A 14,332-nucleotide genomic window follows, 5' to 3' on the forward strand; every position below is an offset into this window, starting at 1 on the left:
GCCGGCGCCGCGGCAGCCGCGCCATGCTCCGGCGGACGCGGCTGGTCCAGCCAGTGGAGCAGCCTTTCGAATAGCCCGTCCGGATCGACCGGCTTCGCGATGTGGTCGTTCATCCCGGCTTCGAGGCAGATCAGGCGATCTTCCGCGAAGGCATTGGCCGTCATGGCCAGGATGGGCGTGTCGCGATTCAACGAATCGGCCCGGATGGCCTGCGTCGCCTCGACGCCGTTCATCCGGGGCATCTGCATGTCCATCAGGATCAGGTCATAGGTCTTGGCGCAGGCCAGTTCCACCGCCTGGCAACCGTTTTCCGCGATATCGACGGTCAGGCCGGCTTCTTCGAGCAGGCAGGTCGCCACCTCTCGGCCGACCGGCTCGTCCTCGACGACCAGCACGCTGGCACCGGGATGGTTTTGCCGGATCAGCCGCTCGCAGGCCAGCACCGAGGGCGGATCGGCCGGCGGCATATCGGGCAGGTTCGCACCCGCTTTCTGCAGGCGGGCCGTGAACCAGAAATTGCTACCCTTCCCCGGCGTGCTCAATACGCCCAGATGGCCGCCCATCAAGCCGACCAGGCGCTTGCTGATAGCCAACCCCAAGCCGGTGCCGCCGTAGCGGCGGGTCATCGTGTTGTCGGCCTGCTCGAAAGCGGTGAACAGGCGTTCCTGCGTTTCCGGCTCGATGCCGATGCCGGTATCGATGATGTCGAAGCGGACGACGACCTCGTCCGGCATGTCGCGGACCAGGCCGGCATGCAGCGTGACGCCCCCGTGCTCGGTGAATTTCAGCGCATTACCGACCAGATTGATCAAGACCTGCTCCAGACGCAGCGGATCGCCGACCAGCGGCAGGCGGGCCAGCCCGTCGGGCACCGCCACATGCAGGCGCAGCCCTTTTTCGGCTGCCCGCTGGCCGAGCAGCGACAGCAGTTCTTCCAGCACCTGGCTGATGCGGACCGGGCTTTCTTCCAGCACCAGCCGTTCGGCCTCGATCTTGGAAATATCGAGGATATCGTTGATCACCTTGAGCAGGTGGTCGGCCGCCCCCCGCGCCTTGTCGAGCTGGGCCAGCCCGGTTTCGTCGCTCATCTGGCGGCGGGCCAGCGTGACCATGCCGAGAATGCCGTTCATCGGCGTGCGCAACTCATGGCTCATGTTGGCCAGGAAAATGCTCTTCGCCCGGCTGGCCGATTCGGCAGCCAGTTTCGCTTCGGTCAACTCCCGCGTCCGCCCGTCGACCAGGGTCTCAAGATGGTGGCGATGGCGCTCCAGTTCGCTTTCGCTCTGCTTGCGGGCGGTGATGTCCTCGACGATGGACCAGACGCAGGGATTGCCCTCCAGGTCGTCGACCAGCATGCCATTCAGCCGCAGCGGAACCAGGCTGCCATCCTTGCGCCGGTATTCCTTCTCGTACGGACCATAGCGGCCGCTGTGGGCGAGCGCCTCAACCTGCCGCGCCTCGTCGGCCTCGTATTGGCGCGGCGTCAGCTTCCAGTAATCGAGCTTGGCCAGTTCGTCGGCCGGATAGCCGGTGATGTTGCGGAAGGATTCGTTGAAATCGATGTAGCGCCCCTGCATGTCGGTCAGCGCGATGCCCAGCGGTGACAGGTCGAACAGGCCGCGCAATTTGCGCTCGCTCTCGCGCAGGATCTGCTCGCTGCGAAAGCGCTCGGCCTGCAGGGCGGCGATGAGCAATCCGGTCATCACGCTGGTGGTCATGTAGGCCCAGAGCAGGAACAGGCTGAGATGCTCGTCCGGCAGGAAGAAAGTGCCGTGGCCGGTGGCCGTGCTGACCGCTGCGATGACGGAAAAGCCCAGCCCGGACAAGGCGGCGCCGGTCATGCCGAAACGCAGCGCGGCCCAGGCGATCAAGGGCAGGGTCAGATAGGCCAGCGGCAGCGTGCGGCCGAGGTGTTCGTACTCGCGGACGAAGGCGAACCAGGCGACGAGGCCGGCGGCCAACGACCACAGCATCAGTTCGCCCGGCGAGCGGGCGAGCAGCCGGAGGTTCTTCCGGTTCAGGGTCAGCAACAGCGGCGCGGCGAGCAGGACCCCGACAAAATCCCCCAGCCACCAGATCAAACCGTTGTAAGCCATCTGTTCGACCGGGATCAGCCCCATGCCGCACAGGCTGGTCACTCCCCCGGTCGCCGAGGCCAGCATGCCCACTCCGGCCGCCGCGATGAAAACCGCCACGTCGCGCTGGCGCGTGAGGGCCGGACGAAAATCGAAACGGCGCAGCACGGCGACCGTCAACAGGGGGGCCAGCGTATTGCCGACAGCGATGGACAGCGCCAGCGACCACGTCGAGCCGATGGCCAGGTTGACCAAAAAGGCGCCGGCGGCGACGCCCGGCCAGACGGCCCGCCCCCAGGTCAGCAGCGCGGCGACCGCAATGCCGGTGGGCAGCCAGACCAGGGTGATGTGGGTGCCGGAATAGGGAACCTGCAGCCCCAGCCAGCCGGTCGCGACATAGGTCAAGGCGAGAATGGCGCAGCGGGCGATCATCATGGCAAATCGGCGGAAAATGGGAGCAGTCGCTGATGATGATACACAAGCGGCTATTACTTTAGTGATAAATAGCCAACACTTCCCGCCCTTTTCCCGGCTTGTTGCCGGTTTGCCGGTTATTTGCCGGGATCGTCCGCCAGACGCGACAGCAGCTCGTCGACCAGCACCAGGGCCGGCTCGAAGTTGTACAGCTCGATCATGCGACTCAGGCGCCGGCTGTCATCGGGAAAGCGCTGCCGGATGGCCGCCCGTATCTTTTCGAACTGGCGGCCGGCCTGGCTGTTGCCGGTGGCCAGCAAGGCGCGCACGCCCTGTAATTCGGCAACCAGCTCGCCCGGGTCGATGACCGGCGGCGGCTCGCTGCGCGCCCCACCGCTGCGGAGCGGCACGATGACCTGAAGATAGCGCGCCAAGGTCGCATACAGCGCGTCCGGCTCGACCGGCTTGGCCAGGAAATCGTCCATGCCGACCTGCAGGCAGCGCTCGCGGTCGGACGGAAAGGCATTGGCGGTCAGGGCGACAATCGGCACATGCCCCCCCGCGGGCAGGGCGCGGATCCAGGTCGTCGCCGTCAGGCCGTCCATGACCGGCATCTGCAAATCCATCAGGACCAGATCGATCTTGCCCTTCCTCACCTCTTCGACCGCCGCCGCGCCGTCGCCGACGGCGACGACTTCGATGCCGACGTTGTTGAGCAGGACGCAGCCGATTTCGCGGTTGGTCGGCTCGTCCTCGGCGAGCAGGACGCGCCCGATCATGCGCAGCCTATCGCTCGGCTCGGCCACCACGCGCGGCTCGCCGGCCGCACGCCGCAGGCGGGTGGTGATCCAGAAGGTGCTGCCGGTGCCCTTGATGCTGTCCACGCCAACGTCGCCGCCCATCAGGCGGGCCAGGTGGCGGGCGATAACCAGGCCGAGGCCGGTACCGCCATAGCGGCGGGTCGTCGAATTGTCGAGCTGCTCGAAAGGCTTGAACAGACGCTCGATCTCACCGGGAGCGATACCGATGCCGGTGTCGCTGACCGAAAACCGGCATTCGACCATGCCGTCCTGCTCGGCCAGCACCCGGCCGGCAATGGTGATGCAGCCGTGCTCGGTGAATTTCAGGGCATTGCTGGAAAAATTGAGCAGCACCTGGCGCAGGCGCATTTCGTCGCCGAGCAGGGACCACGGCAGCTCCTCGGCATCGACCGTCAGGGTCAGCCCCTTGCCGGCCGCCCGGTCGCGGATCATGTTGGCGACCGAGTGGATGAGTTCGCCGGGCGAGAACGGCATCTCCTCGAGCTGCAACTTGCCGGCCTCGATTTTCGACAGGTCGAGGATGTCGTTGATGATCTGCAGCAGGTGGTTTGCCGCGCCGGCGACCTTGTTCACCTTGTCGGCCTGATCGGCCGCCAGGTCGCCTTGCAGCAGCACGTAAGTGAGGCCGAGGATGGCGTTCATCGGCGTCCGTATCTCGTGGCTCATATTGGCCAGGAAGGACGACTTGGCCTGATTGGCGCTTTCCGCCGCCTCCTTGGCCGCAGCCAGCTCGGTCGTCCGTTCGCCGACCAGGCGCTCGAGGCCGTCGCGATAGGCGGCCAGTTCGCGTTCGTTGCGCCGCAGATCGGTGACGTCGAGCTTGACCGCCACGTAATGGGTGATCCGGCCGTCGGCCTGGCGGATCGGTACGATGCTGGCCTGCTCGAGATAGAGCGAGCCGTCCTTGCGCTTGTTGATGAATTCGCCGCGCCACGGCCGGCCGGCGCTCAGGCTGGCCCACATTTCTCGGAAACGCTCGGGCGGCGTTTCTCCCGACTGCAGGATGCGCGGATTCTGGCCGATGACTTCGTCCCAGGTATAGCCGGAGATGCTCAGGAAGGCCGCGTTGACGTACTCGATGGTCCCGTCGAGATCGGTGAACACGATGCTTTCCGGACTCTGGTCGACGGCCTTGACCAGTTTGCCCAGCTGTTCCTCGCCGATCTTGCGTTCGGTGATGTCACGGATGCTGACCGCGACACCCGGCGCACCCTCCCAGGCCAGCGGCGCACTGAGCAGCTCGGCCCAGCGCTTGGCTCCGGTGGCATCGACGAACTGGATTTCGGCATGCTGCGGACCGGCGCCATCAGCCACGGCGCGCAAGCGCTCAGCCAGCGCCTCGGGTCCGAGCATGGCACGCGCCTGCTCGTTGCTAAGCACGATATCCCCGGCCTGGTTGCGCACCACCACGCCGTCGGGAAAGGCAGCGATCAGCGCGGCCAGCACATCCCGGGCCCGACCGGCCTGGCGCTGGTACAGGTGCAGCGCGACGGTGAGCGCCGCCGCGACGAGCAGGAACAGCGCCGCGCGCCCGTACAACTGCTCGTACCAGGGCGCCAGGATATCGTCCAGCTTGTGGGCCGCGGTGATCATCAGCGGCGCATCCATGCCCAGCTCGGCCGGCTGCAGGGTGCGCATGGACAAGATGCTGTCCACCCCCAGCATGCCGGATACCCCATGCATCAGGCTGTCCGGCTGGCCGCTCTCGACATGGCGGCGAAAGAAAGTGCCCGGCTTGTTCACATTGGTTCCCGGCTTGGCATTGGCGCTCTCCGGCACCAGCACGAGCAGCGTGCCATCGCCATGATTGACACTCAGTCGCGTGCCTTCGCTCGGATGCATGGCCTCGATCAGCTTGCCGAGATTGACCACGTCGATCGTCGCCGACACGATCCCGGCAAACGCCCCCTGCCGGTCGTATATCGGCCGCACCACGTTCATGGTGTACACCCCCATCACCGTGGTAAACGGCGGCGATACGTGCAGACGATCCGGACGCGGCTGCTTTTTCAGGGCACCGAAATATTCGCGCTGGGCGAAATTCTGCCCGATCAGCTCGCTCCGGTTGCTGGCGATGACCGTCCCGTCGGCATTCAGAACGGACAGGGTGCGTACCGAATTGAGAATATTGAGCAAGTCGCCTATTTCCTGCACCGCGGCATCCCGGCTTTCCTTGCTGGCCATTTTGGCGGAAGCCGTTTGGCGCAGGTGCAGGAGGGTGGCATTGATCGCCGCGAGGCGGCGCTCAACAGCCTCCTTCAGTACCAGGCTGTGATTCTCCAGGCGGCCGATGGCGTCCTGTTCGATCATTTTCCGGGTCTGGTACAGGTGATAGGCCGTCTGCAGGGCGAACAGGATCAGTGCGGCAACCAGCACGATCCATTCCTTGGCAAAAGAGCGCCTGTCACTCAGACTATATTGATTAGTCATGTTTTCCGGTATTGCCAGATGAGGACATCCAGCGCTTAATGATATGGCATTCTCGAAGGCTGGAAACAAACGATGCCAATAAGTCCACAATCAGGTGGACAGCCTGTGACCGTGGAGAGAAACTAGCAAAGAAGACAAAAATGGGAGATCAGCCCTTGAGCAGTGCCGCATGGGAGCCGTCATCGGACAAGCCGACAGGCCGGAAATTCGTATTCTCGAACGGCCAGCCTCCGCTCATCCTGGTCGTCGACGACCTGCCCGACAACCTGGCGACCCTGGCCGAAATGGTGCACCTGGAGGGCGCCGAGGTCCGCGTCGCCAATTCCGGCGCCGTCGCCCTGCGCTACGCCCGCCTCGAACCCCGGCCGGACCTGATCCTGCTCGACATCATGATGCCGGACATGGACGGCCACGCCGTTCTCGAGGCGCTGAAGAAGGACGACAAAACCCGCCACATCCCGGTCATTTTCGTCACCGCCCTGGGCGACCAGATCGACGAGCAGCGCGGTCTGGACGAAGGGGCGGCCGATTACATCACCAAGCCGGTCAAGAATGCGGTTCTCATCGCCCGTGTCCGCGCCCAGCTCGAACTGAAGCAGGCGCGTGACCTGCAGGCCACCCAGCAGCAGTGGCTGGAAGACGAGGTGCAGCGCCGAGTCAGCGAAAATGCCCAACTGGCGACCCGCTTGCAACTGGCGCTGGAATCGTCGGGTTTCGGCATCTGGGAACTCGACCACGCCTCCGGACGCCTCGAATGGAATGCCTCGCTGAACAGCCTGTTCGGCCTGGACAGCGGACCACAAGCGCTGAGCGAGATGCTGGCGCGGGTACACCCCGAAGACCAGGCGCGGGCCGAACAGAGTTTCAGCCGCCTGCACACCGAGCGCGGCGTCGTCCCGGCCGAATACCGCATCCGCCATCAGGACGGCCGGTGGATCTGGATCGAATGCCGGGGCAAGGTCGTCCGCCATACGACGCAGGGCGACGCCGAACGCTCCGTCGGCACCCTGACCGACATCACGCCGCGCAAGGCGGCCGAGGCGGACCGCCTGTTGACCGGCATGGTCTTCCAGCGCATTCGCGACGGCATCTGCATCACCGATGCGCAAAGCAACATCCTGCTGGTCAACGAGGCCTTTTGCCAGGTCACCGGCTACCAGAACGGCGAGGTGATCGGCCGTACGCCGGCCCTGCTTAAATCCGGCGTACATTCGGCGGCCTTCTACCAGGACATCTGGAACAAGCTCAATCTCTACGGCAACTGGCAGGGGGAAATCACCAACCGGCGCAAGGACGGCTCGTTGTACACCGAGTGGTTGAACGTCTCGGCGCTGAACAACCCCGACGGCGGGGCGACCCATTTCGTCGCCATCTTCAGCGACCTGTCGGAACGCCAGGAAGCCGCCGAGCGCATCCAGTACCTGTCCAGCTACGACAGCCTGACCGGCCTGCCCAACCGCAGCCTGTTTGCCGACCGCCTGGAACAGTCGCTGATGAGCGCCCGCCGCTTCGAGCGCGGCACGGCGGTCATCCTGCTCGACCTCGACCGCTTCCGGGTGATCAACGACACGCTCGGCCCGCCGACCGGCGACGAGGTGCTGATCGAGGTCGCCCGCCGCCTGTCGCTGCAGGTGCGCGAAGGCGATACGGTCGGGCGCCGGGGCGGCAACGAGTTCGGCTTCGTGATGGGCAGCCTGGGCCACGAGCGCGACGCCATCTCGCTCGCCCAGCGCATGCTGGAAGCCATTTCGGTGCCGGTGATGGTCAACGGGCAAGCGGTGACCATCACCGCCAGCATCGGCATCAGCGTCGCCCCCAAAAATGGCGAAGGCAGCGCCGACTTGCTGAAATGTGCCGACATCGCGCTGCTCCGCGCCAAGGAAGGCGGACGCAACACTTTCCGCTTCTATTCGCCGGAAATGGACGCCGACGCCGCCCGCCGCCTGGGCCTCGAAGTCGCCCTGCGCGGCGCCCTCGAACGCGAGGAGATGAGCGTCTATTACCAGCCGCAGATCAGCCTGGACAGCGGCCAGATGCTCGGCATGGAAGCCCTGCTGCGCTGGAACAACCCGGATTTCGGCCAGGTCTCGCCGCTTGAGTTCATCGCCATCGCCGAAGAAAACGGGCTGATCATCCCGATCGGCGAATGGGTGCTGCGGACCGCCTGCCAGCAGACCAAGGCGTGGCGCGATCTCGGGCTGGTGCCGCTGCGCGTGGCGGTCAATCTGTCGGCCCGCCAGTTCCGCCAGCCGAACCTGATCGCCATGGTCCGCAACGTGCTGGCCGAAACCGGCTTGCCTGCCGCCGCGCTGGAACTCGAAATCACCGAAAACGCCTTCATCGACGACGTCGACCAGGCGGTGAGCATTTGCCGGGAACTGAAACAGCTGGGCGTCAAGCTGTCGCTCGACGACTTCGGTACCGGCTATTCGTCGCTCGCCTACGTCTCGCGCTTCCCCTTCGACAAGATCAAGATCGACCAGAGCTTTGTCCGCGACATCATCGAAAACCCGGTCAATGCCGCCATTGCCACCGCCGCCATCGTCATGGCGCGCAGCCTGAATCTGTCGGTCCTCGCCGAAGGGGTGGAAACCGAGGCCCAGGCCAAGTTCCTGCGCGGCCGGCACTGCGACTCGATGCAAGGCTACCTGTTCAGCCGCCCCCTGCCGGCCGACCAGTTCGCCCCACTGCTGCTCGGCACCAAGAACCTGCCGATCTTCGACGAAGAACGGGAACACGCCCATACCCTGATGCTGGTCGACGACGAGCCGAACATCCTGAATTCCCTCAGCCGTCTGCTACGCCGCGAGGGCTACCACATCATGACGGCCGAATCGCCGGCCGAAGCGTTTGAGAAACTGGCCGTCACCCCGGCGCAGGTGGTCATTTCCGACCAGCGCATGCCGACCATGTCGGGCACCGAATTCCTGTCCCGGGTGCGCCAGCTCTACCCCGACACGGTACGCATGGTGCTGACCGGCTACACCGATCTCGACTCGGTGACCGGCGCCATCAACCGTGGGGCGGTGTACAAGTTCCTGACCAAGCCGTGGGACGACGACCAGCTGCGCGAGCAGATCCGCGAAGCCTTTCGCATGGTCAAGAACATCCAGGGGCGCGACACCCCGCCACCCGCCTGAGCCCCATGGTCAGCCCGCTCCAGGCCTTCCTGCGTTTGTTCCTGCCTATTTCGCTGACCGTTCTGGGCAGCGCCTGGCTGTACATCGGCGAGCAAAGAGAAGCGCGACTGAGCGACCTGAAAGCCAACGAAATGCTCAGTGTCGGGATGGGCGCCGCCGCCCTCGACCTGCGCATGCAGATCGTCCGCAGCGAACTGGAATACCTGGCCCGCAACAATGCCATCCCCGACTCGCCGACGGCGAGCGGCGAGCCGGACTTGGTGCGCATGGAGCGCAGCCTGCGGGACTTCCTGTATTCGCGCCCGGTTTACGACCGGATGTCGTGGATCGACGCCAACGGCCAGGAGCGCCTGCGGGTCAGTCTGAAAAACGGACAGCCGGTCAGCGAACAGGGCGCCAAACCGCAGAACCGGGCCAGCGAGCGCTATTTCATCGAGGCCATGCGACTGAAGCCGGGGCAGCAGTACCTGTCGCGGACCGAGCTGAGCACCGAGAACGGCACCGTCGAAGTGCCGTACAAGCCGGTCATCCGCTTTGCCACCCCGCTGGCCGACGGCCGCGGCAAGAAGCGCGGCATCCTGATGCTGACCTATCTGGCGGAAGAGATGCTGGCTTTCACCGAGACGGTGACGCCCAAGGTACGCGACCGCCTGATGGTGCTGAGCAGCGACGGCTACTTCATGCACGCCCCCAACCGCAACGACGAATGGGGCTTCATGTTCGACGACGCCCAGCGCAGCCTGACGGCACGCTTTCCGCAGGCGTGGGCCAGGATGCAGGACGACCATGGCCAGTTCATCGATGCCGACGGCCTGTGGACCTACCAGACAGCCTATCCGCTGCTCGCCAACTATCGCAGTATCGACGACATCTACAGCACGCCGCGGCTGCCCCAGAATGCGGCCGAATCGATGCGCCGCTGGCGGGTCGTCACGCGGCTGTCGACCGACCGGCTGGCCAGGCTGACCCGGGAAGGCGATTGGACCACTTACGCCTACCTGATCCTGCTCCAGCTGCTGCTCGCCGCCGGCACCGCCGCCGTGGTCCGCTCCAATGCCCGGCAAAAGGTTACCGAACAACGTTTCCGGGTCTTTTTCGACAACGCCATGGTCGGCATGGGCATCGTCACCCCGGACGGGCGCTGGCTGGCCGTCAATCCGGCACTGTGCGGCATTCTCGGCTGCACGGCCGGCGACCTGCTCGACCGGTCGCTCGACGACTTCGGCGGCCCGGGCGGACCGGCCGTCGCCATCGGCCTGTTCGACCAGGCCATGCGCGGCGAGGACGACGAGTACGAGACGGAAAAGCACTACCTGCGCGGCGACGGCCGCAGTGTCGACGTCTTCATCGCTACCCGCGTGGTCCACAAGGCGGACGGCAACCCCGATTACCTGCTGGTGGTGATGGAGGACATCACGCAGCGCGTGGTCGCCGAACAGCAGCGCCAGAAAACGCTGGAAACCCTGGGCCGCTTCATCGACCAGTTGCCCGGCATGGCCTATATCAAGGACAGCGACACCCGGGTGCTGGTTGCCAACAGTCGCTTCCAGCAAATGCTCGGCCGCGACCCGAAGGACATCATAGGCCGCCTGACCGAGGAGGTTTTCCCCGGCGAACAGGGTCGGCGCTATGCGGCGTCCGACCGCCGCATCATTGCCAGCGGCCAGGCGGAAACATTTGAGGAAAAAGTGGGTGACAAGATCTATGAAGTCACCAAGTTCCCCATCCCGCACGGCGACGGCCCGCCGGAACTGGGCGGCATCACGATGGACATCACCCGCCGCAAACAGGGCGAACAGATGCTCGCCCTGCAGAACAGCCGGGCCACCGCGCTGCTCGCCCTGCCCGGACGCAGCCAGGAAATGGACGAACAGGACTTCCTGACCTACGTGCTCGAAGTGGCCAGCGACCTGACCGGCAGCCCCCTCGGCTTCATGTATTTTGTCAATGAGGACACGAACAGCATCACCCTGGCCGCCAATGCGCCACACTTGCTCGATACCGGACTGCCGAGCGCGACCGAGTGCTCCGACTCGCTGGCCGAGGCCGCCGCCTGGGCCGATGCGGCCCGCCTGCGCCGGCCGGTGATCGCCAACGGCGGCACCCTGGCCGACCGCAACTCCGGCCAGCCGGCGACGAGCCGCCTGGTCAGCGTGCCGGTCAGCGAAAACGGCCAGGTCCGTATGCTCATCGCCCTCGCCGACAAGGCGCAGCCCTATGCCGAATTCGACATCGAGACCCTGCAACTGCTGGGCAACGAGGCCTGGCGCATCATTCACCAGCAGCGCGCCGACAAGGCGCTGAAAATCGCCAACCAGGTGGTCAATGCCAGCCCGGTCGTCTGTTTCCGCTGGGCGGCAGCGGAGGGCTGGCCGGTCATTTTCGTGTCGGAAAACGTCGTGCAGTGGGGCTACACTCCCGACGAGCTGCAGGCCGGCAAGCCGGACTTCGCCTCCTTGGTGCATCCGGACGATGTAGCACGCATCGTCGACGAGGCGCTCAGCAAGACGGCGGCCGGCGCCTCCGGCTACGAGCAGGAGTACCGGGTATTGACCCGCGACGGCCGGAGCATCTGGATAGTCGATCGCACCATCGTGCGCCGCGACGCCGAGGGCCGGGTTCTGTTCTACGACGGCGTGCTGACCGACATCAGCGACCGCAAGTCGCAGCAACTGGCGGTGGCGGCCAATCTGAGCGAGCAGCGGACGCTGAACAAAAAGCTGGAAGAAGCCCATAACCAGTTGCTGCAGTCGGAAAAGATGGCGTCGATCGGCCAGTTGGCAGCAGGGGTAGCACACGAGTTGAACAATCCGATCGGCTTCGTGCATTCCAACCTGGGCACCCTGGACGGCTACATCCGCGACCTGATGGACATCATCGCCGGCTACGACAAGTTGGCCCAGGGCAGCGAAACGCCGGCTTTCGGCGCGATCAAGGTGCTCAAGGAGGAGCGCGATTTCGACTATATCGCCGGCGACATCGGCCTGTTGCTCAGCGAGTCCAAGGATGGCCTGGCACGGGTCCGCAAGATCGTCCAGGACCTGAAGAACTTCTCACACGTCAGCGAGCAGGAATGGCAGTGGGCCGACCTGCACCAGGGGCTCGATTCGACCCTCAACATCGTGTGGAACGACCTGAAGTACAAATGCCAGGTGGTCAAGGAATACGGCGACCTGCCCAAGGTCTATTGCATGATTTCGCAGCTCAACCAGGTATTCATGAATCTGCTGGTCAATGCCGGCCACGCCATCGAAACGCAGGGCACCATTACAATCCGCACGGCACTCGACGCCGGCGACCAGGTCCGCATCGAGATTCGCGACACCGGCAAGGGAATCGCCCCCGAACACATGAAACGCATCTTTGAGCCCTTCTTCACCACCAAGCCGGTCGGCAAGGGGACGGGCTTGGGCCTGTCGCTGTCTTACGGTATCGTGGAGAAACACCACGGGTGCATTGAAGTGGACAGCGTGGTCGGCCAGGGCAGCACCTTCCGGATCACCCTTCCCGTCAATCAGACAGCCGATCAGTCCGGATCCACCACGGAGACTTCTGCATGAGTGAAACAGGCACTCCCGCCACCTTGTTGTTCGTCGATGACGAGCCGGGGATACTTTCCGCCCTGCGCCGCCTCTTCCGGCAGTTCGGCTACCGGATACTGATCGCCGAAAGCGGCGCCCAGGGGCTGGCCGAGATGGAAAAGACGGCGGTCGACCTGATTATTTCCGACATGCGCATGCCGGAAATGGATGGTGCCACCTTCCTCCGCCAGGTTCGCCAGCGCTGGCCGGAGACCGTGCGCATCCTACTCACCGGCTACGCCGACGTGACGTCGACCATCGCCGCCATCAACGAAGGCGAAATCTACCGCTACATCTCCAAACCGTGGGACGACAACGAGATCGTCAATGTGGTGCGCGAGGCACTCGAACGCCAGAAGCTGGAATCGGAAAACCGCCGCCTGACGGCGCTGACCCAGGCGCAGAACGACGAACTGAAGAACCTGAACGCCAGCCTGGAACAGAAGGTCGCCGAGCGGACTTCCGAACTGCAGCAGGCGCTGAGCTTTGTCGAACAGACCCACGCCGAATTGAAGAAATCCTTCCTGACCAGCGTCCAGGTCTTTGCCGGCATGGTCGAGCTGCGCAGCGGCCCGGGCGGCAGCCGGCTGGCTGGCCATGGCCGGCGGGTCGCCGACACGGCGCGCACTGTGGCGCAGCGCCTGGGCATGCCCGACACCGAGATCCAGAACATCACGCTGGCCGGCCTGCTGCACGACATCGGCAAGCTCGGCCTGCCCGACGAGCTGCTCGGCAAGCCGTACAACACGCTGACCCAGGACCAGCGGGCGATGGTCATGAAGCACCCGGTGATCGGCCAGAACATCCTGATCGCCATCGAGAAGTTCAAGGAAGCGGCGGTGATCGTCCGCCACCATCACGAATGCTTCGACGGCAGCGGCTACCCCGACCGTCTGGCCGGCATCGCCATCCCGCAGGGCAGCCGCATCCTGTGCGTGGTCAACGATTACGACTCGCTGCAGATGGGCACGCTGGTCCAGCGCCCATTGCGCTCCGAGGAAGCCCAGGCCTACCTGATCGACAACCGCGGCAAGCGCTACGACCCGAAGGTGGTGGACACCTTCATCAAGGTGCTGGCCGAAACGCCGAAGGCCGGGCAGGTCGAACTGCCGCTGCGCACCATGCACCTGAAGCCCGGCATGGTGCTCAGCCGCGATCTGGCGCACCGCGACGGCTATCTGTTGCTCGCCAAGGGCAGCGCGCTGACCGCCGACGTCATCGGCCAGCTGGTCAAGCTGGAACAGAGCGAAAAGCAGCTGCTGACGCTCTATATCCGCCAGGAGGCAAAATGAGCCGCATCATGATCGTCGATGACGAGGTGGAAATCCTCAAATCCCTGCGCCGCCTGCTGCGCGTGGCGCCCTGCACCTACGGCAACAAGACCTTCAATCTCGAGGTCGAGGCCTTCCATGTGCCGGCCGAGGCACTCGAGCGCGCCCGCCACGAAGAGTTCGACCTGTTCATCAGCGATTTCCGCATGCCCGGTATGGACGGCATCGAGTTTCTGAAGCAAACCAAGGAACTGCAGCCCGACGCCGCCCGCCTGATCCTCTCCGGCTACGCCGACCTCAACGCGCTGGTCCGCGCGGTCAATGAAGTGGGCATCGAACGCTTCATTGGCAAGCCGTGGAACGACTACGACCTGTTGTCGGCCATCGGCCAGGCCTTGGCCCATCGCGAGCTGTTGCTGGAAAACCGCCAGCTGGCCAATCTGGTCCGCCTCGAAATGGGCGACACGACGCCCGAGCAGTTGGAGGTCGAACGCCTGGAAGGCATGGAACCGGGCATCACTGCGGTCAATTGGGGGCCGGACGGCTCGGTCCTCCTCGACCCCGAGTTCCAGTCCAAAGACCCGTCCTGAAGCCCGCGAC

At 64.8% G+C, this 14,332-nt stretch carries 6 protein-coding genes; 4 read left to right on the forward strand and 2 right to left on the reverse strand.

Annotated elements, in window-relative coordinates:
- The coding region (locus LZ012_RS19435; protein WP_275712642.1) for an MASE1 domain-containing protein at positions 1-2,510 on the reverse strand (2,510 nt) is incomplete at its 3' end.
- Positions 2,511-2,626: 116 nt separating this feature from the next.
- On the reverse strand, positions 2,627-5,686 hold the full coding sequence (locus LZ012_RS19440) for a PAS domain S-box protein (RefSeq protein ID WP_275712643.1): 3,060 nt from the start codon (positions 5,684-5,686) through the stop codon (positions 2,627-2,629).
- A gap of 209 nt (positions 5,687-5,895) precedes the next feature.
- On the opposite strand from LZ012_RS19440, the gene LZ012_RS19445 reads away from it, so the two are divergent.
- Genes LZ012_RS19445 through LZ012_RS19460 form a run of 4 tightly spaced genes read left to right on the forward strand, consistent with a single transcriptional unit; the run spans position 5,896 to position 14,322 of the window.
- Positions 5,896-8,880 (forward strand): EAL domain-containing protein, encoded by a 2,985-nt coding sequence (locus LZ012_RS19445; protein ID WP_275712644.1) that lies wholly within the window; start codon positions 5,896-5,898, stop codon positions 8,878-8,880.
- Positions 8,881-8,885: 5 nt separating this feature from the next.
- Positions 8,886-12,440: a PAS domain-containing protein gene (locus LZ012_RS19450; protein WP_275712645.1), complete on the forward strand. Its 3,555-nt coding sequence runs from the start codon at positions 8,886-8,888 to the stop codon at positions 12,438-12,440.
- Positions 12,437-13,753 carry a response regulator c-di-GMP phosphodiesterase, NosR family gene (gene nosR / locus LZ012_RS19455; RefSeq protein WP_275712646.1) on the forward strand — a complete coding sequence of 439 codons (1,317 nt, stop codon included), beginning with the start codon at positions 12,437-12,439 and terminating at the stop codon, positions 13,751-13,753. The genes LZ012_RS19450 and nosR overlap by 4 nt, the downstream gene beginning before the upstream one ends.
- The gene (locus LZ012_RS19460) at positions 13,750-14,322 is read left to right on the forward strand and encodes a response regulator (protein ID WP_275712647.1); all 573 of its coding nucleotides are present in this window, start codon (positions 13,750-13,752) and stop codon (positions 14,320-14,322) included. Before nosR ends, LZ012_RS19460 begins: the two co-directional genes overlap by 4 nt.
- The last annotated feature ends 10 nt before the right edge of the window (positions 14,323-14,332 follow it).

Origin of the sequence: Dechloromonas hankyongensis (assembly GCF_022012295.1) — a bacterium.
Taxonomy (GTDB): Bacteria; Pseudomonadota; Gammaproteobacteria; order Burkholderiales; family Rhodocyclaceae; genus Azonexus; species Azonexus hankyongensis.

What these genes read in the sequence shown, in the direction of transcription:
- LZ012_RS19450 (WP_275712645.1), top strand. Translation starts at nt 8,886, where the DNA reads ATGGTCAGCCCGCTCCAGGCCTTCCTGCGTTTGTTCCTGCCTATTTCG.
- nosR (WP_275712646.1), top strand. Translation starts at nt 12,437, where the DNA reads ATGAGTGAAACAGGCACTCCCGCCACCTTGTTGTTCGTCGATGACGAG.
- LZ012_RS19460 (WP_275712647.1), top strand. Translation starts at nt 13,750, where the DNA reads ATGAGCCGCATCATGATCGTCGATGACGAGGTGGAAATCCTCAAATCC.